We start from the raw sequence: 26,480 nt of genomic DNA, 5'->3' as shown, positions 1-26,480 counted from the left end.
CTAGTAATTGCTGCAATTACCACATCGCCGTTACCGATTTCGTAATTCTGATTTGCTACGGCATATTTTTTATCAATGTCTTTACTTTCTAAAGCAAAATTCGGTAATTCATATTTAAAATTACTTGCTACATCGTTTAAGTTTACTCGATCTTGCGGACGTTTTGGACCGGCAAGTGAACTATGTACCGTAGATAAATCTAGCTCTAAAACCTCGGTATATTCTGCCGCATGTTCAAAATCATACCAAAGATTCTGCTCGGTTGCGTATTTCTCTACTAATCTGATTTGCGTTTTTTCTCTACCTGTTAGCTCTAGATATTTTATAGTTTCTTGATCAATCGGGAAAAAGCCGCAAGTAGCACCGTATTCAGGTGACATATTAGAAATAGTAGCACGATCGGCAATCGTTAGCTTTTTAAGCCCCTCACCGAAAAACTCGACAAATTTACCTACTACTTTCTTTTTCCGCAACATCTCGGTAACGGTTAAAACTAAATCGGTTGCGGTAGCTATGCCTGTTAATTTTCCTGTTAGTTTTAACCCAATTACCTCCGGCAGGATCATAGTAAGAGGTTGACCTAGCATGGCAGCTTCTGCCTCTATTCCGCCGACTCCCCAACCAAGCACCGATAAACCGTTTACCATAGTTGTATGGCTATCCGTTCCAACTAAACTATCAGGATAAAGGGTGCCGTCTTTATGCCACACGACTTTTGCTAAATATTCTAAATTTACCTGATGACAAATACCCGTACCCGGCGGCACTACTTTAAAATTATTAAATGCTTGCTGCCCCCATTTAAGAAATGCATAACGCTCTATATTACGTTTCATTTCCATTTGAACATTTTTATCGAATGAATCCTTAGCTGCATAAGAATCAACGCTTACGGAATGGTCTATTACCAAATCAACAGGAATAAGCGGATTAATTTTTAACGGATCGCCTCCTATTTTCTTCATCGCATCACGCATAGCTGCCAAATCTACAATAGCAGGCACACCGGTAAAGTCCTGCATCAAAACTCTTGCCGGCATAAAATCTATTTCCGCATCAGATTTTTTAGTTTTTAGCCATTCTTTAAATACAAGTAAGCTTTGCTTTGAACCATTAGAACGTAATACATTCTCAAATAATACTCTTAAACTATATGGAAGCTTTTTTAAGGGAAGATCGATATCGCTTGCCGCTTTATTTATATCGTAAATTTTGTATGAAGTATTATCGACTGATAACTCTTGTATATATTCTGAATTATGTACTTTTGACATTTATTTCTCACTTGATTATGTGGAATGAACATCGTCATTGCGAGCAGCCGTAGACTGGCGTGACAATCTCAGGAAGTTTGACAAGATTGCTGCATCGCTTCTCGCTCCTCGCAATGACAGAAAAAAGCCTTGCAATGACATTAAAATAACCTTATCCCAAAACGTAGATTTTTCAAACAAATTAATGTTGATCTGATAAAGGTTTTTGAAGATCGAGAAGCTTAGTTACTATTTCCGCTTCACTTAAATTCGTAACGTTAATAGCCGTTTCCGTAGCTATATTAATATAATTTGCCGTTACTTCGGTTACACCGCCGGAAATAAGATAAGTGTTTTCGGATTTATACATATCATCTATATAAACCTGCACTAAACCGGCTTTTAAACTAACAATCATCGGAACGTGACTCGGCAGCACTCCAAACATACCCTCCTCACCCGGCATTGTTACCATTTTAGCTTGCTTTTCAAATGCAATACTTAAAGGAGTAATTATTTTGACTAGAATTGTTGCGTTCATAGAATAATATAGTAAAATTACTATGTCATTCCCGCGTAGGCGGGAATCCAGAAAAAAGCGAAATTATTTGAGCTTTTAGTGTGTTTATACTTTTTAGTGACTGGATTCCCGCCTACGCGGGAATGACATCAACGTCACTTCAACGTCTGCGCCTTCTCTATAGCCTCGTCTATAGTTCCGACCATATAAAAAGCAGCTTCTGGTAAATCATCATATTTACCCTCTACAAGTCCTTTAAAGCCTGTGATAGTATCGGCTAGATTAACAAATTTGCCTGCAGCTCCGGTAAATACTTCAGCGACATGGAAAGGCTGCGATAAGAAACGCTGTATTTTTCTAGCACGTGCCACGGTTAGTTTATCTTCTTCGGATAGCTCATCCATACCTAAAATAGCGATAATATCCTGCAACGATTTATAAGTTTGTAAAACCTGCTGCACTTGTCTTGCTACACTATAATGTTCTTCACCAACAATCATCGGATCAAGTACCTGCGAATTACTATCTAACGGATCAACTGCCGGATAAATCCCAAACTCGGCTATCTGACGGCTAAGTACCGTTGTGGCATCTAAATGTGCAAAAGAAGTAGCAGGAGCAGGATCAGTTAAATCATCCGCCGGTACATATATAGCCTGCACGGAAGTTATTGAGCCGTGCTTAGTAGAGGTGATACGCTCTTGTAGTTCGCCCATATCGATTGCAAGAGTAGGCTGATACCCTACCGCTGACGGAATCCTACCGAGTAACGCCGATACTTCAGAACCTGCTTGAGTAAAACGGAAAATATTATCTACAAAAAATAAAACATCTTGCCCTTCATTCATATCTCTAAAACTCTCCGCAATGGTCAGACCGCTTAACGCAACTCTTGCCCTTGCTCCCGGCGGCTCGTTCATTTGTCCATAAACTAAAGCTACTTTTGACTTTTCAGGCTCTGCAAAGTTAATAACACCCGAGTCAATCATTTCATGGTAAAGATCATTACCTTCTCTAGTTCTCTCACCGACTCCTGCAAATACCGTATAACCGCCGTGTGCTTTAGCTACGTTATTAATAAGCTCCATTATAAGCACGGTTTTACCGACTCCTGCACCACCGAATAGTCCTATTTTACCGCCTTTAGTATAAGGAGCAAGTAAATCAATAACTTTAATACCGGTTACTAATATATTACGCTCGGTTGACTGATTGGTAAAATCAGGAGCAGGCTTATATATAGAAGAAATATTTGAGCTTTTAATGTCTCCTTTACCGTCAATCGGCTCACCTACAACATTCATAATACGCCCAAGCGTCTCAGTACCTACAGGAATACGAATAGGACTACCTGTATCTATTACTTCTACGCCCCGCACCAACCCTTCCGTAGAATCCATAGCAATACAACGCACCGTATCATCACCTATATGTTGTGCTACTTCCAGTACTATCCTTTGTTTATCGTTATAGCACTCTAGAGCATTTAAAATTTCCGGTAACTCACCGTTATTCGTAAATTTTACATCCACCACCGCTGAAATAATCTGAGTAATTTTTCCAATATTTTTTGTCATGATTTTTTCTTTTGTTAAAAAATATACTACAAATAAAATGAAGAACAGATAGACGCAGTTTAATGTGAAAAAGAGCAAGGCGTTTCATATTTTTTGACAGCGTACATACTAGTACGTGAGGATCAAAAAATATGAAACAACGACGCCAATTTTTCACATTAAACGAGTATATCTAAACCGCTTCTGAACCGGCTATAATCTCTATTAATTCCGTAGTAATAATAGCCTGTCTTGATCTATTTAGCTTTAAAACTAACTTGCTTATTAAATCATTAGCATTATTTGTTGCATTTTCCATAGCGGTCATTCTAGCTCCCTCCTCACTTGCTCTACTTTGTAGTAAAGCATAATTTATTTGGGAATTCACATATAAATTAATTAGATTAGAAATGAGATTCTCTCCCTCATATTCATAATTATAGTCAATTAATTTGGACTCGCCTACTATGTCACTCGTCGCTCTCCTATTATTTATAGGCTTCGCTCCTCGTTCCTTGTATCCGAATCCGACTAAATTAACTATAGGATTATCTATCATAGAATCATCCTGATATTTTGCTACCGGTAAAATCTGTTGTCTAGTCATAATTTGAGTCATTGCGTTCTTAAATTTATTAAAATATATAACACAATTACTAACTTCTAGATTTTCTACTGCCGATATAATTTTTTGTTTTACTTGTAGCATCAGGTTTTCATCATGAATTTTGGGTAACTCAAAATAACTATCAATATAATTTACATATTGCCTTTTTAGTGCTTCGTAACCTTTTTTTCCAATAATGATAAGTTTTATTTGTTCGCCTTTATTTTCTAACTCTTTAATATCATTCTTAACTTGCTTAATTATACTGTAATTAAACGTTCCACATAAACCACGCTGTGATGTCATAACTATCAATAAATTTGCTTTATTCGGCACGGTATTAAAAAATTTCTGCTCTTCTATAGATAACTCATACATATCAATTGATAATATAGCAGACATCATTTTACTAATAGCCTCAATATAAAAATTTGAATTGGCTATTTGACTCTTTATTTTTGCCATTTTAGAAGCTGATACTAGTTGCATCGCTTTAGTAATCTTTTGTGTAGATTTAACGCTTTTAATTCTAGTTCTTAACTGCTTTAAATTTGACATATTTATTTAGTATTTTTGTCATTGCGAGGAACGAAGCTTTGTTGCAATCTCGTCAAATATCCTGAGATTGCCACGCTCCTTTCAGTCGCTTGCAATGACGATTTAGTATCCACACAAAAACAACATCATCTTATTTAACAAATTCCTTAACGAAGTTTTCTAAAAATGCTTTCAGTTTCTGCTCGGTTTCTTCGGTTATACGTTGCTCGTTTTTTATTGATTCCAAAATATCTTTTTTATTTAACCTTATCTCCGTAAGCATTTTATCTTCAAATTCTTTTACTTTCTGAAGCGGGACATCATTTAAATATTTCTTAGTTCCGACATAAATACTTACTATTTGTTCTTCTACCGGAAAAGGATGATATTGAGCTTGTTTTAATATCTCAACTAATCTTTTACCGTGATCGATTTGTGCTTTAGTGGCAGGGTCTAAATCTGATCCAAATTGCGAGAAAGACTCAAGCTCTCTAAATTGAGCAAGCTCTAGCTTTACCGAACCTGCTACCTGCTTCATAGCCTTTATTTGTGCTGCAGAACCAACACGGCTTACCGAAATACCGACATTAACGGCAGGTCTTACGCCTTTATAAAATAGCTCACTTTCTAAGAAAATTTGACCGTCGGTAATCGAAATAACATTTGTTGGGATATATGCAGATACGTCACCTGCCTGCGTTTCGATTATAGGAAGAGCAGTAAGTGAACCGCTGCCTTTTTCCTCTGACATTTTAGCAGCACGCTCAAGCAACCTTGAATGCAGGTAGAACACGTCGCCGGGATAGGCTTCTCGCCCGGGAGGTCTTCTAAGTAATAATGAGATTTGTCTATATGCAACGGCATGCTTACTTAAATCATCATAAATAATAAGTGCGTGCATGCCGTTATCACGAAAATATTCGCCCATACTACAGGCAGAATAAGGGGCAATGAATTGAAGAGCTGCAGCTTCCGAAGCAGTAGCCGAAACAATGAGTGTATAGTCCATGGCTCCGGCATCTTCTAGTTTTTTTACTATTTGTGCAACACTTGATCTTTTCTGCCCAATAGCTACATAAATACAATAAATTTTATCACTTTCATTAGTAAGTGAATGAGCTTGTTTTTGATTAATAATAGTATCAACGGCTATAGCCGTTTTTCCGGTTTGCCTATCACCGATTATTAACTCTCTTTGTCCTCTACCTATTGGGATTAACGAATCTATAGCCTTTATTCCGGTTTGTACGGGTTTGCTCACGCTCGTTCTTTCTATTATCCCCGGAGCCTTCATCTCGATATGTCTGTACTCTTTACTTGCAATATCGCCTTTGCCGTCAATAGGATTACCTAGAGCATCGACAACACGACCAAGCAGAGCTTTTCCTACCGGTACTTCTAAAACTTCTTTAGTTCTTTTGACATTATCACCTTGCTGTACTTGGTTATCATCCCCCATAATTACAGCACTGACACTATCGTTTTCCAAGTTTAAAACAAGGCCCTTAACACCGGATTTAAATTCTACTACTTCACCGGATTTTACATTAGCAAGACCGTAAATTCGGGCTATACCATCACCGACGGTTATTACCTGCCCTACTTCCTCAAGCTCACTTAAGCAATTAATATTAGCTATTTCCTTTTGTAATATTCCAGCTACTTCAATAGGCTTTAGTTTCATGTGGTTTATGTCTCCTAATTTTCTTGTCATTGCGAACGAGCATTGCCCGTGTGGATACCGAGTCGTCATTGCGAGCAACCGTAGGCTTCGTGGCAATCTCATAAAATATCCTGAGATTGCTTCGTCAATTACTTCGTAATTTCCTCGCAATGACTATATAAATATCTATGCAGCAATATTAACTGTCTTTAAAGTTTTCGTTATTTTCTCTAAACTACCTTTTATTGAGTAATCTTGCAACATACTATCATATTTAATTACAATACCGCCAATAATAGTACTATCTATATCAAATAATATTTCTGTTTCTTGATTTAATTCTTTTTCTATACGAGATTGAATCCACTCCTGCTCTTTAGGTTGTAACTTATTTGCAGAAATAACCTGAACTATCTTTATATTTTTACTTTCATATAGTAAAGTACTATAAGCATCTACTATATTAGATAAAATAGCAGTACGAGAATTTTTTACCAATAACAATAAAAAATTTTGTACTATTGTGCTAATTTTGATATTTTTTGCTAACGAATTGACTGCGTTAATTTTGTCGTTCTTATTTACTATAGGAGAAAATAGGAACTCTCTAATATCAAAATTATCGGTAATTATACGGTTTATAGAAGTAATTTCTTCAAAGATCTTATCTTGTATATTATCAACCATAGCGTTATTAAATAACGCTACTGCATAATTCTCGATTAAATTACCTTTGTTCATTTTCTTAATTTATATCTCCGAAGTAAAATGAAACGTATATACGAAGATCAACTTCAACAAGAGCAAGGAGTCTATAAGGCGAGGAGCAGAGCATATACTTAATACGCGAGCACCACAGCTCTTATAAGACAACGTAGCCAATTTTTGAAATTCATCGAATATTATATATGTATTGCCCTATCATAAGCAGAGCATACTGATTCATGCATCATTTCCGATAAAGTCGGATGCGGGAAGATAGTGTTAATTAAATCCAACTCCGTTCCTTCTAAATTTTTTGAAACCACATATCCTTGTATTAATTCCGTAACTTCCGAGCCTATCATATGAGCTCCAAGCAATTCACCCGTCTTAGCATCAAATATAGTTTTAATTAAGCCATCGCTATCACCGTTTACTAAAGCCTTACCGTTAGCTATAAAAGGAAATCTGCCTATTTTAAGCTCATAACCTAAGGTTTTTGCTGCTTCTTCAGTCAAACCGACGCTTGCTATTTGCGGCGAAGAATAAGTGCAACCAGGAATATTATGTTTATTAATAGCATGCGGTTTTAAGCCCGCTATGCTTTCCGCTGCAATAATACCTTCATGGCTTGCTTTATGAGCTAAACAAGGCACTCCTGCTACATCGCCTATAGCATAAATTCCTGATGCCGCAGTTTGCATTAACCCATTAGTAGTTATATAGCCGTTTTCTACTTTAATTTTTGTTTTCTCAAGACCTAAATTTTCCGTATTAGCTGTAATACCTACTGCCATAAGTAAAATTTCAGCTTGTAATTTTTGTATTTTACCTGCTAACTCTAACTCAACTTCTATCTTATCTTTTGATTTTGTTTGCTTAATTAACTTAGCATTTGTAATAATTTTTATACCTTTCTTCTCAAAGTTCTTATGAGCGATTCCGGTAATTTCCGTATCTTCAGCAGGCAATATTCTATTATGTGCCTCAATTACAGTAACATCCACACCAATACTATTATAAAACGAAGCGAATTCTATACCGATTGCACCTGAGCCGACAATAATCATAGATTTCGGCACATGCTGCGGTATCATAGCTTCTTTAGAAGTCCAAATTTGTTTACCGTCAGGCTTAAAGCCTTTTAAAACCCTAGATCTTGCGCCGGTAGCTATAATAATATTTCCTACTTTTACTGTAGGTTTATCATTTATATTTATTACCTTATTGCCTGCAAGACTTGCTACTCCGTCTATCACGGTCACTTTGTTTTTTTTCAGTAGTAACTTAACACCGCCTGCAAGCTTATTTGAAATCTCTCTTGAACGTTCGACTATTTTCTTAATGTTGATTTCAGCACCATTAGCATCAATTCCATAATCTCTAGCATGTTTTATATATTCAAAAACCTCAGCAGATTTAAGCAGGGATTTAGTCGGTATACACCCCCAATTAAGACATACCCCACCCAAATGCTCTTTTTCTATTAATACAACTTTTTTCTTTAATTGTGCTGCTCTAATTGCTGCAACATATCCACCTGGACCACCGCCTATAACGGCTACATCATATTGTTCCATTTTATTTTTATTTTGTTAGTTTGTTTGTTATGAGCATTAACGTCATTGCGAGGAGATGCACAGCATCGACGCAGCAATCTCAGGAATCATACACTATCTCCTGAGATTGCCATGCTCCTTTCAGTCGCTTGCAATGACGAAAATGGAAATGACACTAGAGTATACTACTCTTCAGCATCCATCTATTCTTTTCATGCACCTTAATTCGTCCAATAATCATATCGGCTGTACCCTCATCGCCCTCTGCTTGCGCTACTTTGAGTCCCTTATATAACGTATCTCTAATAATATCTTGATCTTTTGTTAGACTTTTAAGCATTTCATTTACTGTTGCGTTTAGATTTGCCTCATCTATAGATGCAAGTTTTATTAAATCTGATAATGCGGACACTTTAGCATTTAAACTTCTTATTCTTTCAGCAAGCTCATCTAAGCTTTCAGCTAAATCTTCATACTGCCCCTCAAATAATAAATGTAGACTTCTAAACTTTGCCCCTTCTACATTCCAATGATAATTTTGTGTTTTAAAATATAAAGCACAGCTATCTGCTAAAATTTGTTATAAAGCTTTTACTACTTGCATAATACCCTTAAATTTCTATGAACTTTTTGAGTTTATAACATTTCTTTAGATACTTCAAGCGATATTGAAATTTATATAATTTCACCTAATTGCAATGATTATATATTAATTATTAATTTTTGTTAATAATTTCTTGACTATCAAATAAGTACTGCTGATTATGCCCTTCAATTTTAAAAATCCAAAGAAATAGCAAAATGATACATCAATTAACTTCATTTTTAACCACTGTGGCAAGAATTACTACAGCAAGAGCAACAATTGGAGATCAAGAATATAATATGCTTCAAATAGGATATAACGGAGAAAATTATTATATAGATCCTACTACAAAAAATTTAATTGTATCGAATTGTCCTAAAAACAATATGGCAACGATGGAGTGTAGCAAAGGAATTGAATTATTAAATAGCGATGTCATGAACCTAATATTTAGAGGGTTTTTCAAAATAAAGAAAGCGTTAACTATAGACGAGGCTATTATTACTGCAGTTAATGATAATGGAGACGATATACGAGATTATATATTTAAAAAACAAGGTGATAATACTTTTATGTATGAGGAAGCATTGATGAAAATATGTCAAGAAAATTTTCGTTATTATTTTGATCCACAAAATTATACTAAAATTTAAAACCCTACTATTGAGTATATACTTAATACTGCAGCAACTAATAACCATATTACTATAGGTTATGGTAAAGGATGCGAAATATTTGAGGTACTTAAAGGAAATAATTTGAATGGAATTTCTTCAGAAATAAAGGATTTAATATCTAACCCGATATCTAGGCACTACTCAAGGTACTAGCACAATAGAAAACTTATTGGAACTCATAACAAAAGACTTATCTGAAATAGCAGCTAATCCGATTAATAACACAATAACAAGCTCTACTGCCGAAATTTCTGAATCAATCTTTTCCGATAACACTGAAAGTTGGACTGAAACGGGAATAAATTTAATTAATAACACCGTAGCAAACCTTACTAATACTGCTTTCAATACAACTTACAACTCTCAAGAAAATATGTTTGATGAGAGTGATAACGATAATTCCTTGGTTGCTCAATATATAAGCATTGGCACAGCTGTAGTTGCCTCCATAGCTGTTATAATAGGTGTAGGGGTAAAACTTGGGTATGTTAGAAATAAAAACGCAACAAAAGCTAAATTAAAACAATATATTGACGAAATTGAAGCTGAAAAACTTGCTGCTGAAATTAATGAAGATGTTACTACTGAAAATAACACTCTACTTGATAATGATCATGCTGTGGTAGATATGACCGGAGTCTCCTATGAAGAAGAAGGTACTTTAGTATAGATGACCTCGAGTATTGCTTTTTAATCAACAACCAATAGCAAATTCACTGTTGGTTGTTCCTCGAAAATAAAAATTGAGATTTATTTCAATTCTTTATTTATCAATTCTTTTAGCTTTTTTTTCGCTGCTTCTTTAGAACGTTGCCCTGCATAAGAATCATAATTTTTATTATCTTCAATGAAATGTACAAAGAAAACTGTTCTGTCATTTTTTTATAGCCAACCTATAAACCATCCAATTTTACGATCCTTTAACTTTACAGTTCTATCTTGGCTAAGTTTATTACCGCTGCCTGTTTTACCGTAATGCTTCCAACAATCTACAAAATCTTCAATAAACAAAATATTTTTAGTCATTTCTTGGGCTTTAACACTTACAGGCAATTTATTCTCTGCTAGTTTCTGAAGAAAAGCTAATTGTTCTTACGGTGAAATTTCTAAAGAACTAGAAAGCCATGCATTAGTTAAACCGTTATTCTTTCCTTTATCTCCTGAAATATCACGATTACCATAATCAAATTATGTTACATAATCACGAAATTTTTCAATACCTAATTCTTTAGTAATAATCTGAGAATACCAAACACAGCTATTCTTCATCCAATCTTTAGGTGTTTGGGATTGTTTCCAAACTTCACGATAGTCAGCATATCCTTCTTTAAAAGGTAGTTTTGGATGAGTTTCATCAATTAAAAACCCATCATCATAACCCATTAAACTTATAGCAATTTTAAATGTTGAGCATGGAGCATAACGAGACTCGCAATTACCTTCTTGTTTTATAATTTTCATTAACTAAAAAACAATCCGCTTGAGTTATAAAAGGTATAGTAAGTGATATTAGGGCAGTGAGATATAAAATAATTTTTTTCATAGGTTAAAATAAAAATAGGTGGTTTTGTTGCATGACATAGAGAACAGGGAATGACATCGGCTTAAACTAATTATACAGTTTAGTAAATTTCCTGCGATTGATCTTCCTTACTCGGTACATAATCAAAAATATCATTATTATCTTGATTATCAATCATATCTTCATTCTCAAGCATCTGAACATTATTTACTTTAAATGCTTCTATAACAGTACCGCTTGGTGTAATTTTACCAGTTGCTCTATCTACGGCGATTAGCTTAATTGAATCTGGAACTTTGAAAGGCAGCGATGGCTCATCCTTATAAGCATTACTCATAAAATCAATAAAAATCGGTAATACTACGTTTGAACCTGTTGCTCTTTTTCCAAGCGCTTTCGGTGTATCATAGCCCACATAACTGCCGACTACTATTTTGGGTGTAAAACCTACAAACCATGTATCTTTACTATCGTTACTAGTACCAGTTTTTCCGCCGATAATTTTCTCTAACTTCTTCGCAGCATAACCGGTACCTCTATCTATTGCTCCGGTTAAAAACGAAGTAATTTGATAACCACTAGCTTCATCCGTAACTCTATAGATATATTCTTTCGGTATTTCTAATATTGCGGTATCTAAATTACTATCCGAAACATTACAAGCAAGACATTCTCTATCATCTCGCCTATAAATAATTTTACCGTTACGATCTTTAATTAATTCTACAAAATGAGGCTCAACTTTTTTACCGCCGTTAGCAATAATTGCATAAGCATTAGTCATTCTGCTAAGTGTGGTTTCAATTGAACCAAGTACCATAGAGTAAACTTTTTTTGGTTCATTATTAATACCGAAACGCTTAATTATATCAACGATTTTTGTAAGTCCTACGGCAGTTGCAACTCTTACGGTTATAAGATTACGAGATTTTTCAAGACCAGTACGCATAGTGATTTCACCTAAAAACTTACCCTCATAATTTTTAGGACGCCAACTAGGCATCCCTGGACCTTGCGAAATCTCAATAGGTCCATCATTAAAAATCTGATTCGGCTTAACACCGTTTTCAAGAGCTGCTAAATAAACAAAGGTTTTACTCAAAGAACCGGGTTGACGAAGTGCTTGAGTTACTCTATCAAATTTACTTGTGGAAAAATCATAACCGCCGACGCTTGCAAGTACCTGTCCGGTATTTGGGTTCATAACCATAATAGCACCGTTTACTTCAGGAATCTGACGAAGAGCATACCCCTCTTTTATAGCCTCAACCACTATCACATCACCTTTTTTAAGCAAGGTCTTAACTGATTTAAGATTACTTCTTGCCCATTTCATTTCAGCAATAGGCATCTTAGATTTGCTGCCGTCTATAAGTCCAATCTCTACATGATTATCGGCCACATCTAGAACTACAGCTAATTTATACTCTAAAAGCGATGGAGGAGTCGGTAGTTTTTTTAGCTCTCCTTGCCAATTATCAAGAGAAATATTAGCTATAGGCTTTCTAAAACCACGCCTTCTATCAAACTCCCTTAGACCTTTTCTTAGAGAGTTTTCAGCTAATTGCTGCATCTTTGCATCTAAAGAAGTAATGATAGTAAGACCTCCGGTGTAAAATTCTTCCTTACTATTTAACATCCTAATTACCTCTTCTCTGACCTGTGCAGCATAATAATCTGCCGTAACAGTTTCTTCTTTAGCTCGTTTGCGTAAAACTATCGGGCTATCCATAGCTTCTTTCGCAGCGTCTCTTGTTATATAACCATCTTCAAACATACGTGCTATTACGTAATCACGACGAGCTTTTACTCTAGCATAGTTTCTCTCAGGATTAAGTTCGGAAGGGGCTTTAGGCAGTGCCGCAATAAAAGCTGATTCTGCAATAGTAAGTTCCTCTACGGATTTATTAAAATAATTTTGTGCAGCTGCCGCAACACCGTATGCACCACGACCAAAAAATGTTTGATTAAGATATAATTCTAAAATTTGATCCTTAGTAAATACTCTTGAAATCATATAAGAAAGCATCGCTTCTTTAATCTTACGTTCAAGAGAAACTTCATTAGTTAGCAGAAAATTTTTAACCACTTGCTGAGTAATGGTAGACGCTCCTTCCATACGCCTATGATGTAAATAATTAGATATGTTTAAAAATGCCGCTCTAACTATTCCAAGCAAATCAATGCCGGGATGGTTATAGAAATTCTTATCCTCAGCTGCAATAAAACTTTCTATTAGCGAACTCGGTACGCTATTAATCGGTACAAATACACGACGTTCAAAAGCGTACTCCTCTATTAATTTGCCGTCACGGGAATAAATACGCGTTACCGACGGTGGATAATAACATGCAAGCTGTAAGTAATCAGGCAAATCACGTGAATAGTGGTATATTATATAAGCAGTAATCCCGCAACCTACTAAAATAAGGAAGACAAAAATTTTTAAACAAAAAAGAAGAGATTTATACATGACTTATAATATTTCGCCGGTTAAACTATTAAGTGCAGCCTTAGTAATTTTTACATCAATGATTTTACCAAGTAAAGATTTATTAGGGTTTTGGATATATACGGACTGCATGTATGGAGTTTTACCTATGATCTGGTCGTCGAATTTACCATTGCGATCAAATAGAACTTTCATAGTACTACCAACACAACTTGCATTAAAAGCTAGTTGTTGAGCCATGAGTTCTTGTTGTAATATAGTTAATCTCTCTGATTTTATATGTTCAGGTATTTGGTCGGTTCTAGTTGCACCAGGTGTGCCGGGACGTGGGCTATATTTAAACGAATAACACTGACCGTATTTTACTCTGCGGACTAAATCTAACGTATCCTCAAAATCTTCATCTGTTTCACCGGGAAACCCGACAATAAAATCAGAGGATAAAACTATATCGGGCCTTGCTTCTCTTAAGCGATTAATTATATCAAAATAATATTCCCGACCATGTTTGCGGTTCATGGCTTTTAATATTTTATTTGAACCTGACTGCACCGGTAGATGTAGAAACGGCATTAATTTAGGTTCGGTGCCGTGCAGTTTTATTAGACCATCATTCATATCTATCGGGTGTGAGGTGGTATAACGTAATCTCTCTAAATTGGGAATTTGTGCTAGATGTTTGAGTAAATCGGCTAGACTAAATATTTTATCTGCAGGACCTTTACCGTGATATGCATTGACATTTTGTCCAAGTAACATAATTTCTTTAGCACCGCTACTAACTACTTTTAGTGCTTCTCTGTAAACCTGCTCTACATTTCTTGAAAATTCAGCACCTCTAGTATAAGGTACTACGCAGAAAGTACAAAATTTATCGCACCCTTCCTGTACCGATATAAAGGCACTTGTTCCTTGCGGATATAATTGCTCAGGTAGCTGATCAAATTTTGCTTCTTCAACAAAATCAAGATCGATTAAGTGCTTTTCGTGTCTAACGACTTTTGAGATTAATTCCGGTAGGTTATAATAAGATTGCGGACCGACAACAATATCAACATAAGGAGTTCTTGTAAAAATCTCCTCCCCTTCCGCCTGTGCAACACAACCGGCTACAACTATTATTGCAGAACTTAAACCTTGTTTTGTTCTGGTATCTTGTAGTTTCTTAATACGACCGAGTTCAGAATAAGTTTTCTCGGCTGCTTTCTCTCTGATATGACAAGTATTTAGAATAATAACATCTGCTTCTTCAATATTTTCAGTAGGTTCATAGCCAAAGGGATAAAGCAAATCCTGCATCTTAACGGAGTCATAAACATTCATCTGACATCCGTAGGTCTTAATATAAAGCTTCTTACTCATAATTTTATATATATATATCTTTAAACTAAAAGCCTAGTATACGAAGATCAACTTCAAAAAGAGCGAGGAGTTCACAAGGCAAGATGAGCTGCGTGTAACGTAATACGCGAGAACCGAAGCTCTTGTAGAACGACTCAGCCAATTTTTGCAGTTCATCAAATATACTATAAAAAGTTTTATATTATACTATATTTATATCAATCTTTAAACTAAAACCTTGATAGGCATTGCTCAATAACTATTGATATCTTTAAAAGCCCCCGTCATTGCGAGGGAAAACTGCAAGTTTTGACGAAGCAATCCAGTTAAAAATGCTAATATTTAGATTTTTATTATTTTTGCTAGATTGCCACGCTCCTTGCAGTCGCTCGCAATGACGACTCGGTATCCACGCAGGTAATGCTGAGTTAGGAATGACACTCAATCCTTACTGATTAATTCTTGCTGTGATTTCTTTTAATTTTTCTATTCTTTCAATAAGACAAAGCAGCTGTTCTTTAGTAATTTTATAGTTTTTATCATATCTTGCATCAACATAAGCTTTTTCAAGAAGCTCAAAACACTTTTTTTGTTCTTCGGTTAATTGAAGAAATACACTCCATAATTCATTGTCATAATTTCCTGCCATGCTACCTAGTTCTTGTAAATTATGTAATTTAGGTTTGTAGTTTGAGAAAACTAATAAAATAGTACTGTAAAGACTTTCCATAGCTTGATGAAGGGCAAAGGCTGATAAAGCATACTCCAAATCGTTTAAATAAGTAGTTGCCCCTTTTAAAAAACCTTTACCTCTACCAAACCAATATTCATAATAATCTTTAGCGATGTCTTTCATCTCGCTCCAAGGTAAATCTTTAGCCTCGCTAAGTATAAATTCACCGCTATCATATAAAAGAATACCTTCTTTTTTTATATCGGTATAAAAATAACATACTTTTTCTAACTGCCTACTTATTTCCTCTATTGACTCTAGAATTATCGATATTCTTGAATCATACGGAATAATTTGCTTAGGGTTTATTATTCCTGTGTTTTCTAATCTTAGATATATTATCTTTTAATCTTAAAGCAGTGTATCCTTTATATTTACCTTTTTCAGAATTATCAAAATATCAGTATCGCTATGATAGCCGTGAGGTAGATCACGTACCCAATCGCCTCTAGCAAAAAAACCGTACAAGATAATTATAGCGATTTTTCCTGTGCAATATCTAAAATCTGCTGCACTATAAAATTAAACCTTGCTCTAATTTTAAGAGAACGTTCAGGTAAGGTGGTTTTCATTTAAATATCTATATTTTATATTTTTCTGCTTGTAGCTTTTTTATTTCTTCTATTGTAAGCTTAGTATATCGTGCTATTTTCTCTATAGGTTCGTTCCATTTCTTTTGCAGTTTCAATTTTCTCTTTCTCTATGCCCTTCTCCATCCCGGGCATTAAACTTTTCTTCAAACTTGTCTATTTCTTGTTGTATAGCCATTTCAGCTCTAAAATAATCATCATGCTCCTGTTCTGTCCATTTATATTGCTCTAAACTTGCATATGCCGATAACACAATTTCATTTTTAATCTCTTTTGGCGGTTCTTGTTCTTGCGAAGCATATTTTAATAAATGTAACCATTCATCGGTATCATCTTTAAGATCATTTTTTTTAAACTTCCCTAGTTCAATAAATACATAAGTTAATGAAAACAAATATTGTGTATGGGGATTGCTTTCTTTTATATGATGATAGCTAATATACGGCAATTCATCAGGCAAAGCTTTTGCTCCTATGATAGAAATTATTACTACCGGCAATAAATCCTTATGTTTCATACCCTTCTTAATTTGACTAACGTAGGTATAACAACCGTAAAGCTGCGTTCTATTAAGATAATCTTTCTCCATTTTACGCTGCACCTCGATTATATACCATCTACCGGTTTCATCTTTAACTTTTAGATCGAACAAACTTCCTTGCCCTTCAAGAAATAAAGGTAACTGTTCAGTAGTTATATAGCTTAAATCTATGATTCTATCTCCTTTCGATAACCTAAGAAGAGAGTTCAATAAATTTTTTAATTTTACTTTATCGCTAAATAATTTTTTAAATGCGACATCATTTGTACCGTCTAAATATCTTTGCATAAATAATTATATCTTTGGTAAGTTTTTATACATAGTAAATTAACTTCAGGTAGTAAATTACTTTTACAATTTATTATCGGTACTAGGCTTCTTGCATAACCTATCTTATAAAGAGGAACTTGAAGGAAACACGGAACACAGCACTGCAGCATATATAAAAGTACGTGAGGATGCGAGTACCGGATTGACGTACAAATTACCTTTAGAAGGAGGTTATGCAAGAAGCCTATTAATACCTATCATTATCATCATACACTCCCCAAATTACTTTCTTGGAAATCCAACCTGTGTAATCCTTACATGTAATTTGGCAGAATTGTTCTTTACATTTTTTTAAACTACAACGAACTTGTGGCATTAATTTTGCTATAACTCGGCTTTTAGGGTCTGCAGATTTGGTAAGCTCTATTTCCTTATCAGAAGTAATAACTACTGATCTTTTACCTGATAAAACGCTTGAATGTATCCAACCACCTTCGCCGTTAATGTCACGTACTTGTCGCCATTGCTTGTACTCTGCAGTTATTTCTACCGGTTCGCCTTTTTTAACAAAAACCCATTCTACAGCAGATTTAGTAGTTGGTCCGCTCCTTGCATTTACTTCATTAGATTTTATTGAAACAAATCTCGGAATAGGCAATTTTTTATTATTGGCATTAATTGTTGTTGATAATATTACAATAATTAAAGTAATAAGAATTTTAATCATTATCTTCCGCTTCAGATAAAGCATCCTCTTTTTTTGCTATTATATAATTACCAAGCCTAAATTGTACTTTTATTCTATTAATTTCCTGCTCGCTAATACCTATATTTTTTAGGACTGTTCCACCTATTTGTAATCCAGTCTCATAACTTTCCGGAATAATAGTTGTGGCACCTAAATCATAAAACTCTCTAACATTTTTTAAATTTTTTAACTTAACGACAACCGGTATATCCTGATAATTACTGCTAATTGTTTTAAGCGATTTCTTGATAGTTACTTGATTATTCATAGTAAGTATTATAGCGAATGCTCTTTCCGTACCTAATGCCTTTAGAGTATCGGCTTGCGATACATCACCTTTAAAAACCGGCAAACCGTTTGATAGCTCTTCTTTTACTCTATCATCATCTAAATCAAGTATTACGTAACTTATACCTTCCGCTTCCAAAACTCTTGCTACCATTTTACCGGTATTACCGAGTCCGGCAATAATAATATGGTTTGTTAAATCTCTTGCCCCAAGCTCAATCATTTGAGTCGGAGTTTTACCAAGTCCTTTATCAACTTTCTCGGCAATCTTTTGCCCTAAAGCTGCGAGTAATGGAGTAAGTGCCATAGTAAAAGTAACTACGAGTAATAATATATCGGCAGTACTTTCTTCTAATACTCCACTATCTTTACCTAAACTGAATAATATAAAACCAAACTCTCCGCCTTGCGATAATAATAAGCCTGAATAAAAAGCAACTCCTTTATTAAAACCGAATAAAATACAAAAAGCCGTTATGATTAAGGTTTTTATACCTATTAAAGCAATAGATAAAGTAAGAATATGAGATATTTTTTCATACATTTCTAGGGCATCTATATTCATACCCACGGTCATGAAAAACAATCCTAAAAATAAACTTTTGAAAGGATAAATACTTTCCTCTGCCTGCAATCTAAATTCAGTTTCCGCAACTAATACTCCGGCAACAAATGCTCCTAGAGCTAAAGATAAACCAAATGTTTCGGTAGCCCAAGCAGCAGAAAGTACTATTAACAAAGTCATCGAAATAGGTAACTCGCTTGCATTATTACTTTCTGATGAAATGAATGAAAATACAGGACGAAGAAAAACACGACCGACAATAAATATTGTAAGTAAGGCCGTTACGGCTTTTAAGAGTGCAATACCAAGAGCCGCTACAAGCGAGGCTTTATTGTTACCGGCAAGTAACGGAACTATCACAAGCAATGGCACTACGGCCAAATCTTGTAGTAACAGAATAGCTAAAGAAACTCTTCCTATTTGCGTTGATTGACTACGATTTTCCTCAATAACCTGCATAACAAGTGCCGTAGATGAAAGGGCCAGACCACCGCCGGTAATAATAGCCGCACTACTATTGCCGTCTATAAGCACCATTGCACCGGCAATTACTATAGCGGTTGTTAAAACTTGCAAACTACCAAGACCAAATACATATCGTCTCATAGCTTTTAATCGCTCGAAGGATAACTCAAGTCCTATCGCAAATAATAGAAATACTACACCAAGTTCACCTAGTAACTTAGTTTGGTCATATGTTACGATTTTTAAACCGTGATCACCTATTGCAGCTCCGGCAATTAAGTAACCAAGTACCGGACTTAATCTAAGACGCTTAAGTATAGCCACGATAAAAACCGCAGTACCGAGTAAAATTATAACGTTAATAAGAATATGATCGTTCATCTTTTCCAAATTTCTTCTAACTTAAAATGCTCCCGTACTTCAGGATAAAAAATATTAATTAAAATAGTACCTGCATCTATTAGTACCCATTCTGATTTACCAAGCCCCTCAATATTACTATTTATACCAGCATTATTTTTTAATTCTAAAGCTACATATTCAGCAATTGCTCCAACATTTTTAGTCGAACGACCGCTAGCAAATATAATATAATCGGCTAATTTATGTTTTCCTGTTAAATCAATTACCTCAATATCTTCTGCTTTTTTCTCACTTAAACATTCTAAGATAAATAATTTTAATTCTTCAGTTTCTTTTTTCATAATAATTAATAAATGACATAATAATATTAATTATTATTATATGCATAAGAGTCGATTTTATCAATGAATGTTTAAAATTCTATAATAAAAATTCATATAAAGCTTTACTTTAAGCAAAAAAACTTTAATTAATACTTAAATTAATATTGATAAAATAATGGCAATATCTGTAGAAGAGTTAGAAAAAATACTTAAAGAATCATTTCCAAACAGTACAATGAAAATTACTGATTTAGTAGGAGATCAAGACCATTATGCCTTAGAAATATCAGACGTTCAATTGAATGGACTGTCTTTAATTAATCAACATAAATTAGTAAAAAACGCCCTGTCTGAAATATTAAATAAAAAACTACATGCAATTACCATAAAAACTATTGCAGTTCCCGAAAAATAATTACAAATATTAATATAATAATCCTTATACAAATTCAACTTATTATATAGTAATCCGCTATTCGGTGTGTAATTAAGAATAAGGATTTTAAAATCCTTATTCTTAATTGATGCGGGTTTTTAGAAGTTTACTTTAAGTCTTAGCGTACCGGACTGGGCACGTGGTATTTTTTAGCTAAGTTCAGACTGTAATGCACTCCATACTCCATTCTACCCTTCTTAATTTACTGCACCTGCCCCTAAATCATATAGCATTTTAGTAGGTTTAGGTGCCGGTACCGGTAGAGGCTCATTAAGACCGTTAAGATCTGCAACGATTGCCGGTGTTTTACCTTTGAAGTCGTAATTAATAAAGGCATGAATTTGCGGTCTAATTATGAATTCATCCTTATAGGAGGTTGTCTTAATTTCACCGCCGAGTATACCTTCAACCTTGTTATATTGACGTTTCTGAATAGTTAGGTTTTGGAAAGAAGTACCGTATTCCTGATAACCGGAATCTTTAATCTTAGTAAACCTGATTCCTGCCATCAGTGCAAATGAAGTTTCTTGCCATAGATAATTATAACCCCCAACTACTTGACCGCTATAAGGAGTTGAATGATACTTACCGTGTGCTGTTTCATAACCGCCTATAATATTTTACGTAGTTCATTAGTTTTAATATCACTTCGTGCATAGGTGGTTACACCTTCTATAAATAGGTTATTTATAAAGTTATATAAACCATATATAGAGCCCATATTAGTTACGACCTTAGTAGTATTGCCGGCTTTAGCATTTTGGTAACGTAACTTCGTATCGACTCTAGTATAAGCAGCACCCAGAACTATATTATCGTTTATAACGGTATCAACCCCGATTGAGCCACTGGTAAATTTAGCTTTATAAACGCTAAGTCCGTTAAAGACTTTTTGTACTGCCTTACCGTAATATAGGCTAGCCCATACCCCATAAATGGAATTATTAGCTTTACTTTCATCAAGTTCACAATCACCGCCTCCGACAGCTGCACCTCTCTTACGTGCTGTGGCATCTTCTGCTGCAGGCTTCGTAGCGTTGTTATTTTCATCTTCAAGAGCCTTAATTCTCTCCCTTACTTTTTGATTACCGATACTAGTATTATCTTGTGCAGCTGTGCAGCATTTAAAGCCGTCGTTCGCTTTAGCACGACTTATTCCGCTACCTGAGCTTCCACCGCTACTTGTACCTGCAGAATTATCTCGGCTACTACCTATAGCAGACATATCGCTACCGGAACTACTTCCCATACCGTTACTATTAGCGGGAGAAACACCTGTTGCTTTAGGATTACCGCTATTACCGTATGGACTACTTCCGCTGTTGGTTACACCGCCTTTAGTTGTACCTCCCAAACTAGAACTGCTCCCTTGTGCTGAAGAGTTACCGCTATTAGCAGGAGCAATACCGGTTACAGCAGGACTATTATAACTTGAGCCACCGGCACCACTCTGACCACTAGAAGCCGTTGATGGACTGTATACATCCGAACCGGAAACTGGACTATTGTAGCTTGAGCCACCTGTTGACGGACTGTTATAACCCGTAGTACCTCCAAAGCTACCAACCCTCCAGTTGATAACTGGTTAGCGCCTACGTTTGAGGTTGAGTCGTTACGACCGAAGCATTCGGACCGTAAGGATTGCCTCCGACATTAGCAGGACCGTTAGGACCAAATCCGCCTGTGCCCCAGAGTAGTCGGAGTATTATATCCTGCCGGATTGCTAGGTGTTACGTCGTAGCTGCCCGAAGTGGTAGGCGGGACATATATATTGTTAACTACACTACCGCTAGTTGGTGGCAGCTGTAGAGGGCTAAAACCTCCAACACTCGGACCGACGGAAGGACCCCATTGGGGTAATAAGCGGAGTAGTTATTCTATGTATTTCATTTGAAGGTCTTTGAATTTTATAGGCAATAGATGTTCAACTACTTCTCGTCTTTGCCCTACAAGGGTATTTACTATAACATTACCGACAGGAGTATTTATTAAAATTTTGATGATATTATCTATTGTTACATCTCCTGTTGGTTCTATCGGTAAAAGTACAAAGGAATTACCTGTAATTTGCCATCTGACAAAACCACCTTCATTAGCGGTTACATTAAACGGTAAGCTTGCAGCATTACCGACTATGATATTACCTCCTGCCGTGGTGATGATAGGATAAGCACTACCCTGCCCAATACAATAGCAAACGGATTATTTTGTGCAGTTAAAAATACTTTAATTGAAGAAACATTTGATAAATCAAAGGTACTACCGCTTGCGAGTACTATATTACTGCTATTAGCGTTGCCTGTTTGCCCTGCATTTATAGTATCATAGAAGACATTTATAATAAGCTCACCGGTAGGAGTAGCAGAGCCTGTATAAGTAACTTTATTATTACCAAGATCGAAAGTTATATTACTTCCTGAGATATTGCCCCCGACATTTACGCTAGTATTATCACAGGTAAACATCATTGTTGCTTGATCGGCAACTTATAGTATTTGCTCCTAAATCCGATACAATAAAAGCGGTTTTCTTCGGTGCAAAAGTAATAGCATTAGTGCCTGTTACCGCTTTTTGTAACCATACATCATCATCGAATTTATGACTACCGCCGTTAATCGGTGCTTGTACAAGTACAGCATTAGTGTATTCCGCTGAAGAGTTGCTGCTGTTCCCTTTGAAGTTCTCTGAAACGATTTTTGTTTTGTAATGAAATTTTGTTGTTGCTCTTGGCACTTTAACACCGCCGACCGTGGCTGACGGAATGTCTAAACTTCTACTGTTATAACCGGTAAATACCGCTGATTTACTGGCATCAATAGTAATATCTTTAGCATAGGTATCCCCTTTTACCTTTATTACTACTGAACTAGTTTAAGGTTTTAATTCTCACCGCCTAAATCATCGGTAAAACCATTATTAGCGTTAAATATTGCCGTACCTTGATTATTAGTCTTGGTTGTTATACTCGAGTAAAAACCTTCGCTATCGATTGTGATTTTACTGTCTACACCGTTGAACTGAACGGTTTTAAGGTGATTTGAGTCTGAACCTACCGAACCACTACCGCTAGCTCCAATTGTTAAATCATTTGATATTGCAAGAATATGGATTTTATTACCTGTGGTCGTAATTGATTCATTTATTATACTTGTATTATTAAGGCTTAAAGTTGCAGACTGAGCAGTAGTAAATGAAATCGAGCCTTGTTTTCACGGTACCTTGGAATTGTAACATCACCCCCGTCTATTTGAACTATATCGACCATTCCTTTAGTACCTATACTACCGGAATCAGTAATAGCGGTAGATTCATCAAAAATTACCACGCTATCCTCAGGATTTATAGCTAAAGCAAAAGGAGAAAAGCTTGATCCTTCAGAAATATCTAAACTATTCGTTGTTCCCTTAAATTTTATGTCGCCACCATTTATTAATATTACATATCCTGCATTAATACCTCCGGTACAATTTAATACATCACCGCTAATAGTTATATCACCTACTTTTGAAGTACTGCTACCTATAGCTCCACTAACGCTGCTTGGACCGGTAAACATTAAATCCACAGCTTTACCGCCTGTGATGTTAATACCAACGGTTAAATTAGTTGCTTGAGTAAACACTATATTACCTGTGCCGGTTCCTTGGATTTCAGCAATTGACATATTACCGCCGGCGTTAATCGTAACGGTGCTGTTGTCCGCACCCGCTTTTAACATTGCAAGGTTCGTAATTGTATTCGTTGAGTTTCCGTTACCGTCAACTGTACCTATAGTACCGTTAGTACCTCCGGTACTTGTTATATTATTTGCTATATCACTAGCAAATAGTGCGGTACCGGCATTATTTTGGAAATTCATATTACCGTCAATCTTTACAGCCCCAAGCTCGCTATTAATAGGACCGGAAGGAGTGGAGAAAAAAACATTTGATCCAACTTGATCCTATAGCAACTTTTGCAACGGATACGTCGATATTTGGGGTATTAAGAGCAGTTATTACCAGTGTTCCGTGCCCTGTAAGTTGTACTTTACTCACCGGATTTGCTTTTGTTCCGATAGCATACTTATTAGCCATACCATCTATTGTTAACTTGGTATTAGCATTTCTTGCATTTATCTCAACTACACCGGTATTTGGAACAACTGGCTCTATATTACCTGTTAACTCTATAGTACTGTTCTTGCCGCTAGCTACGGTAGTCATTAACTTTAAAACAGATGCGGGATTCACGAATGTAACACCTGGTGCATCTAATGGAAAATCACCGTTTAATGCATCAAGGGCATAAACGGCTGGTCCAGCATTAACCTCACCGATATTAATTTTGGCAATCTTAGCCGAGGTAAGTGATGCATCGGCAAAAACCCCGCCAGCAGCAATATTAAGCACTGCAGTATTACTCACATCAAGTCCATTTGTACCTAACGTAGCATTAGTACCAACAACACCGACATTACCACTAACATTTATAACAGCAAGGGGATTTGCCTTTGTGCCAAGAGTTTCATTACCCAAATTACCCTGCAAAGTTAACACATTGTTATTAGGTATAGTACTAGAAGTACTACTTAAATTGACGCTACCGCCTCCACCGGCAAAACTATCGACACTATTCATAAAGGTAACTTGTTGATTTTTGCTAATAGTTAAACCAAATACGGATTTAGTATTATTCAAATTAATAGCACTTCCTAGCGTTAAAGCCTTGTTAGATACATCTCTATAGTAAATGCTGCGGCTGCATTTCCCTGCCAGATATTAATTGTGTTTACCGTACCTATACTTGAATCAGTAGCCGTTAAAGTAGTGCTGGTAGTATAAACGTTTAATGTTCCTGTGTTCCCGTTTTTGATTTGGCTGTTAAGTAAATAACCTGCAGGATTTGCTCCCGAAAACTCTAAAACACCGCCATTGGTAAAATCCACGTTACCGCTTGTTGTAAGCGAGTCTTGTAAATTCGCCACAACACTGTTATCAAGTGTTAAAGAAGTAGCGGATACACTTTTTTAAAAGATAACCGTTTTATTACCTGCTGCATTAACACTAATTGCTCCAATATTATTTATGACTCCGGTAACGTTACCGCCTCCTAAAAATACTAAATTACTGTTAGTTGCTGCACTACTTGTCACTGCTGCTAAAGTACCGGTATCATTAACGTTAACCGTACCTGCAGACCCTTTAAAATCAGTCTGTCCTGTAATAACTGTTGTGTTAATAGTTCCGGGCCCCGCCAAAAGTTGCATTACCGGTAATATTTCCTGTATATGTTCCTGTTCCGACAGTAACATTACCCGTAGTATTTGTTGTAAGTTGGCCTGCTCCGACCTCAGCATTACTGGTAAAACCACCCGCAGCTGTAGCTACCACACCTGCATTATTTATGGTAAGAGTAGTTGCACTAGATGCTTCGACTATCACAACATTCCCTGCTCCGTTAAAATTCAAAGCCGCAATACCTGTTACAGGTCCAAGCGTACCTACTCCTCAAACATTAACAATGCCGTTAACACCTCCGCTACTTGTTACTGCCGCTAAATTACCGCCCGCAGCAAGGTTTATTGTACCAGCATTATTGCCTTGAACATTTAATACATTAACCGGATTTGTAGCTCCTACATTACCGATAACCGTACTATTACCGACAAAATTTAATATATTCGCACCTCCTCCTAATTTATTATCTATATTACCACCGGTAGCCCCACCAACATTCTTACCATCAGCGATTGTTACTTGTGCGGCCGTACCGTTAAAATCTATATCAGAAATTACATCTTGCTGAAATCGTACTAACGAGTTCTGCGTAAATTGTACTAATCCTCCCGCGCCGGTATCCAATTGCCGTTACCCAATCCACACCATACGGCGTGTCTACTCCTATATTAATAGGCTGATACTGGTTCCCTATCTGCTGAATAGTTTGGGCAAAGATGGTTCCTGTAATTGTAGCTGGATTGTGATTTAGAGGAGCTCCTATCCCATCGGTAAAAAATTTGTTAAGCCTTATTGTCCCTCTTGTTCCATTACCGCTACCTGCATTAAGTGCAATTTCTCGGCTACCGGAAGCCACGTGTACTCTTAATTGACCATCTACATCAATTGCTGGAACTAGGTTGAAGGTAGCCACATATTCTAAGTCATTTGTCGATTCATTACTAACCTCATCATTAGCAATTTG

At 35.9% G+C, this 26,480-nt stretch carries 29 protein-coding genes and 2 pseudogenes; 4 read left to right on the top strand and 27 right to left on the bottom strand.

All coding sequences use genetic code 11. The features are described from left to right. From O6R16_RS03160 to O6R16_RS03125, 8 genes are all read right to left on the bottom strand, one after another. A partial coding sequence (locus O6R16_RS03160; protein WP_499679978.1) for an aconitase family protein occupies nt 1-1,274 on the bottom strand: 1,274 nt, incomplete at its 3' end. A gap of 181 nt (nt 1,275-1,455) precedes the next feature. Then, nucleotides 1,456-1,794: a F0F1 ATP synthase subunit epsilon gene (locus O6R16_RS03155; protein WP_499679977.1), complete on the bottom strand. Its 339-nt coding sequence runs from the start codon at nt 1,792-1,794 to the stop codon at nt 1,456-1,458. A gap of 134 nt (nt 1,795-1,928) precedes the next feature. Then, a complete protein-coding gene (gene atpD / locus O6R16_RS03150) occupies nt 1,929-3,350 on the bottom strand; it encodes a F0F1 ATP synthase subunit beta (protein WP_499679976.1) in 1,422 nt (473 codons plus the stop codon). A 172-nt stretch (nt 3,351-3,522) separates the two neighbouring features. Continuing rightward, a complete protein-coding gene (atpG, locus tag O6R16_RS03145) occupies nt 3,523-4,494 on the bottom strand; it encodes an ATP synthase F1 subunit gamma (protein WP_499679975.1) in 972 nt (323 codons plus the stop codon). 130 nt (nt 4,495-4,624) lie between these two features. Further along, nucleotides 4,625-6,157 carry a F0F1 ATP synthase subunit alpha gene (atpA, locus tag O6R16_RS03140; RefSeq protein WP_499679974.1) on the bottom strand — a complete coding sequence of 511 codons (1,533 nt, stop codon included), beginning with the start codon at nt 6,155-6,157 and terminating at the stop codon, nt 4,625-4,627. 165 nt (nt 6,158-6,322) lie between these two features. Next, nucleotides 6,323-6,877, bottom strand: a complete 555-nt coding sequence (atpH, locus tag O6R16_RS03135) for an ATP synthase F1 subunit delta (protein ID WP_499679973.1) — start codon at nt 6,875-6,877, stop codon at nt 6,323-6,325. A gap of 161 nt (nt 6,878-7,038) precedes the next feature. Next, complete coding sequence (gene lpdA / locus O6R16_RS03130; protein ID WP_499679972.1) at nt 7,039-8,418, bottom strand: dihydrolipoyl dehydrogenase; 1,380 nt, start codon at nt 8,416-8,418, stop codon at nt 7,039-7,041. 154 nt (nt 8,419-8,572) lie between these two features. Next, nucleotides 8,573-8,974: a Dps family protein gene (locus tag O6R16_RS03125; protein WP_499679980.1), complete on the bottom strand. Its 402-nt coding sequence runs from the start codon at nt 8,972-8,974 to the stop codon at nt 8,573-8,575. 224 nt (nt 8,975-9,198) lie between these two features. Here O6R16_RS03125 and O6R16_RS03120 point away from each other — a divergent pair, with 224 nt between their 5' ends. Together O6R16_RS03120 and O6R16_RS03115 are read left to right on the top strand one after the other, a co-directional pair. Beyond that, entirely contained in the window at nt 9,199-9,636 is a 438-nt protein-coding gene (locus O6R16_RS03120; protein ID WP_499679971.1) for a hypothetical protein, read from the top strand. A 193-nt stretch (nt 9,637-9,829) separates the two neighbouring features. Continuing rightward, nucleotides 9,830-10,330 carry a hypothetical protein gene (locus O6R16_RS03115; RefSeq protein WP_499679970.1) on the top strand — a complete coding sequence of 167 codons (501 nt, stop codon included), beginning with the start codon at nt 9,830-9,832 and terminating at the stop codon, nt 10,328-10,330. Nucleotides 10,331-10,410: 80 nt separating this feature from the next. Here the strand turns inward: O6R16_RS03115 and blaOXA are convergent. From blaOXA to rsfS, 9 genes and pseudogenes are all read right to left on the bottom strand, one after another. Further along, a pseudogene (gene blaOXA / locus O6R16_RS03110) lies at nt 10,411-11,203 on the bottom strand (class D beta-lactamase). A gap of 79 nt (nt 11,204-11,282) precedes the next feature. After that, a complete protein-coding gene (locus tag O6R16_RS03105; RefSeq protein ID WP_499679969.1) occupies nt 11,283-13,655 on the bottom strand; it encodes a penicillin-binding protein 1A in 2,373 nt (790 codons plus the stop codon). Nucleotides 13,656-13,658: 3 nt separating this feature from the next. After that, nucleotides 13,659-14,996 carry a tRNA (N6-isopentenyl adenosine(37)-C2)-methylthiotransferase MiaB gene (miaB, locus tag O6R16_RS03100; RefSeq protein ID WP_499679968.1) on the bottom strand — a complete coding sequence of 446 codons (1,338 nt, stop codon included), beginning with the start codon at nt 14,994-14,996 and terminating at the stop codon, nt 13,659-13,661. A 262-nt stretch (nt 14,997-15,258) separates the two neighbouring features. Further along, nucleotides 15,259-15,384, bottom strand: a pseudogene (locus O6R16_RS03095) (lytic transglycosylase domain-containing protein); the annotation flags it as partial. A gap of 39 nt (nt 15,385-15,423) precedes the next feature. Next, a complete protein-coding gene (locus tag O6R16_RS03090) occupies nt 15,424-15,831 on the bottom strand; it encodes a HEPN domain-containing protein (RefSeq protein ID WP_499679967.1) in 408 nt (135 codons plus the stop codon). A 561-nt stretch (nt 15,832-16,392) separates the two neighbouring features. Continuing rightward, nucleotides 16,393-17,127 (bottom strand): Rpn family recombination-promoting nuclease/putative transposase, encoded by a 735-nt coding sequence (locus O6R16_RS03085; protein WP_499679966.1) that lies wholly within the window; start codon nt 17,125-17,127, stop codon nt 16,393-16,395. 229 nt (nt 17,128-17,356) lie between these two features. Next, the gene (locus O6R16_RS03080) at nt 17,357-17,836 is read right to left on the bottom strand and encodes an SH3 domain-containing protein (RefSeq protein WP_499679965.1); all 480 of its coding nucleotides are present in this window, start codon (nt 17,834-17,836) and stop codon (nt 17,357-17,359) included. Beyond that, the gene (locus O6R16_RS03075) at nt 17,829-19,556 is read right to left on the bottom strand and encodes a cation:proton antiporter domain-containing protein (RefSeq protein ID WP_499679964.1); all 1,728 of its coding nucleotides are present in this window, start codon (nt 19,554-19,556) and stop codon (nt 17,829-17,831) included. The genes O6R16_RS03080 and O6R16_RS03075 overlap by 8 nt, the downstream gene beginning before the upstream one ends. Then, nucleotides 19,553-19,879 carry a ribosome silencing factor gene (rsfS, locus tag O6R16_RS03070; RefSeq protein WP_004997291.1) on the bottom strand — a complete coding sequence of 109 codons (327 nt, stop codon included), beginning with the start codon at nt 19,877-19,879 and terminating at the stop codon, nt 19,553-19,555. Before rsfS ends, O6R16_RS03075 begins: the two co-directional genes overlap by 4 nt. Nucleotides 19,880-20,036: 157 nt before the next feature. Between rsfS and O6R16_RS03065 the strand changes: the two genes are divergently transcribed. Beyond that, nucleotides 20,037-20,276, top strand: coding sequence for a BolA/IbaG family iron-sulfur metabolism protein (locus tag O6R16_RS03065; protein WP_499679963.1), 240 nt, complete (start codon nt 20,037-20,039; stop codon nt 20,274-20,276). 218 nt (nt 20,277-20,494) lie between these two features. On the opposite strand, the gene O6R16_RS03060 is transcribed toward O6R16_RS03065, so the two are convergent. Together O6R16_RS03060 and O6R16_RS03055 are read right to left on the bottom strand one after the other, a co-directional pair. After that, complete coding sequence (locus O6R16_RS03060; RefSeq protein WP_499679979.1) at nt 20,495-20,911, bottom strand: autotransporter outer membrane beta-barrel domain-containing protein; 417 nt, start codon at nt 20,909-20,911, stop codon at nt 20,495-20,497. Continuing rightward, nucleotides 20,908-21,651 (bottom strand): autotransporter outer membrane beta-barrel domain-containing protein, encoded by a 744-nt coding sequence (locus O6R16_RS03055; protein ID WP_499679962.1) that lies wholly within the window; start codon nt 21,649-21,651, stop codon nt 20,908-20,910. The genes O6R16_RS03060 and O6R16_RS03055 overlap by 4 nt, the downstream gene beginning before the upstream one ends. A 546-nt stretch (nt 21,652-22,197) precedes the next feature. Here O6R16_RS03055 and O6R16_RS03050 point away from each other — a divergent pair. After that, a complete protein-coding gene (locus O6R16_RS03050) occupies nt 22,198-22,467 on the top strand; it encodes a hypothetical protein (protein ID WP_499679961.1) in 270 nt (89 codons plus the stop codon). Here O6R16_RS03050 and O6R16_RS03045 read toward each other — a convergent pair. The 8 genes from O6R16_RS03045 to O6R16_RS03010 form a co-directional block, all read right to left on the bottom strand. Further along, the gene (locus tag O6R16_RS03045) at nt 22,430-22,765 is read right to left on the bottom strand and encodes a hypothetical protein (RefSeq protein ID WP_499679960.1); all 336 of its coding nucleotides are present in this window, start codon (nt 22,763-22,765) and stop codon (nt 22,430-22,432) included. The two genes, O6R16_RS03050 and O6R16_RS03045, sit on opposite strands and share 38 nt — an antisense overlap. Then, nucleotides 22,749-23,030 carry a hypothetical protein gene (locus tag O6R16_RS03040; protein ID WP_499679959.1) on the bottom strand — a complete coding sequence of 94 codons (282 nt, stop codon included), beginning with the start codon at nt 23,028-23,030 and terminating at the stop codon, nt 22,749-22,751. Before O6R16_RS03040 ends, O6R16_RS03045 begins: the two co-directional genes overlap by 17 nt. 430 nt (nt 23,031-23,460) lie before the next feature. Further along, complete coding sequence (locus O6R16_RS03035; RefSeq protein ID WP_499679958.1) at nt 23,461-24,156, bottom strand: hypothetical protein; 696 nt, start codon at nt 24,154-24,156, stop codon at nt 23,461-23,463. Between the two features lie 34 nt (nt 24,157-24,190). Next, nucleotides 24,191-24,976, bottom strand: a complete 786-nt coding sequence (locus O6R16_RS03030) for a hypothetical protein (protein ID WP_499679957.1) — start codon at nt 24,974-24,976, stop codon at nt 24,191-24,193. 20 nt (nt 24,977-24,996) lie between these two features. Next, on the bottom strand, nt 24,997-25,263 hold the full coding sequence (locus O6R16_RS03025) for a hypothetical protein (protein ID WP_499679956.1): 267 nt from the start codon (nt 25,261-25,263) through the stop codon (nt 24,997-24,999). A gap of 42 nt (nt 25,264-25,305) precedes the next feature. Then, on the bottom strand, nt 25,306-25,545 hold the full coding sequence (locus tag O6R16_RS03020) for a hypothetical protein (RefSeq protein WP_499679955.1): 240 nt from the start codon (nt 25,543-25,545) through the stop codon (nt 25,306-25,308). Next, nucleotides 25,514-25,747 carry a hypothetical protein gene (locus tag O6R16_RS03015; protein WP_499679954.1) on the bottom strand — a complete coding sequence of 78 codons (234 nt, stop codon included), beginning with the start codon at nt 25,745-25,747 and terminating at the stop codon, nt 25,514-25,516. Before O6R16_RS03015 ends, O6R16_RS03020 begins: the two co-directional genes overlap by 32 nt. 39 nt (nt 25,748-25,786) lie before the next feature. Continuing rightward, complete coding sequence (locus O6R16_RS03010) at nt 25,787-26,140, bottom strand: hypothetical protein (RefSeq protein WP_499679953.1); 354 nt, start codon at nt 26,138-26,140, stop codon at nt 25,787-25,789. Between the last annotated feature and the right edge of the window lie 340 nt (nt 26,141-26,480).

This window comes from Candidatus Rickettsia tasmaniensis, from assembly GCF_036857515.1.
Taxonomy (GTDB): Bacteria; Pseudomonadota; Alphaproteobacteria; order Rickettsiales; family Rickettsiaceae; genus Rickettsia; species Rickettsia rickettsii.
The sequence above is the reverse complement of the archived record's forward strand: the minus strand, read 5'-3'. Positions and strand labels throughout refer to the sequence as shown.

What these genes read in the sequence shown, in the direction of transcription:
- O6R16_RS03155 (WP_499679977.1), bottom strand. Translation starts at nt 1,794, where the DNA reads ATGAACGCAACAATTCTAGTCAAAATAATTACTCCTTTAAGTATTGCA.
- atpD (WP_499679976.1), bottom strand. Translation starts at nt 3,350, where the DNA reads ATGACAAAAAATATTGGAAAAATTACTCAGATTATTTCAGCGGTGGTG.
- atpG (WP_499679975.1), bottom strand. Translation starts at nt 4,494, where the DNA reads ATGTCAAATTTAAAGCAGTTAAGAACTAGAATTAAAAGCGTTAAATCT.
- atpA (WP_499679974.1), bottom strand. Translation starts at nt 6,157, where the DNA reads ATGAAACTAAAGCCTATTGAAGTAGCTGGAATATTACAAAAGGAAATA.
- atpH (WP_499679973.1), bottom strand. Translation starts at nt 6,877, where the DNA reads ATGAACAAAGGTAATTTAATCGAGAATTATGCAGTAGCGTTATTTAAT.
- lpdA (WP_499679972.1), bottom strand. Translation starts at nt 8,418, where the DNA reads ATGGAACAATATGATGTAGCCGTTATAGGCGGTGGTCCAGGTGGATAT.
- O6R16_RS03120 (WP_499679971.1), top strand. Translation starts at nt 9,199, where the DNA reads ATGATACATCAATTAACTTCATTTTTAACCACTGTGGCAAGAATTACT.
- O6R16_RS03105 (WP_499679969.1), bottom strand. Translation starts at nt 13,655, where the DNA reads ATGTATAAATCTCTTCTTTTTTGTTTAAAAATTTTTGTCTTCCTTATT.
- miaB (WP_499679968.1), bottom strand. Translation starts at nt 14,996, where the DNA reads ATGAGTAAGAAGCTTTATATTAAGACCTACGGATGTCAGATGAATGTT.
- O6R16_RS03090 (WP_499679967.1), bottom strand. Translation starts at nt 15,831, where the DNA reads ATGAAAGACATCGCTAAAGATTATTATGAATATTGGTTTGGTAGAGGT.
- O6R16_RS03085 (WP_499679966.1), bottom strand. Translation starts at nt 17,127, where the DNA reads ATGCAAAGATATTTAGACGGTACAAATGATGTCGCATTTAAAAAATTA.
- O6R16_RS03080 (WP_499679965.1), bottom strand. Translation starts at nt 17,836, where the DNA reads ATGATTAAAATTCTTATTACTTTAATTATTGTAATATTATCAACAACA.
- O6R16_RS03075 (WP_499679964.1), bottom strand. Translation starts at nt 19,556, where the DNA reads ATGAACGATCATATTCTTATTAACGTTATAATTTTACTCGGTACTGCG.
- rsfS (WP_004997291.1), bottom strand. Translation starts at nt 19,879, where the DNA reads ATGAAAAAAGAAACTGAAGAATTAAAATTATTTATCTTAGAATGTTTA.
- O6R16_RS03065 (WP_499679963.1), top strand. Translation starts at nt 20,037, where the DNA reads ATGGCAATATCTGTAGAAGAGTTAGAAAAAATACTTAAAGAATCATTT.
- O6R16_RS03045 (WP_499679960.1), bottom strand. Translation starts at nt 22,765, where the DNA reads ATGATGTTTACCTGTGATAATACTAGCGTAAATGTCGGGGGCAATATC.
- O6R16_RS03035 (WP_499679958.1), bottom strand. Translation starts at nt 24,156, where the DNA reads ATGAATTTCCAAAATAATGCCGGTACCGCACTATTTGCTAGTGATATA.
- O6R16_RS03020 (WP_499679955.1), bottom strand. Translation starts at nt 25,545, where the DNA reads ATGCAACTTTTGGCGGGGCCCGGAACTATTAACACAACAGTTATTACA.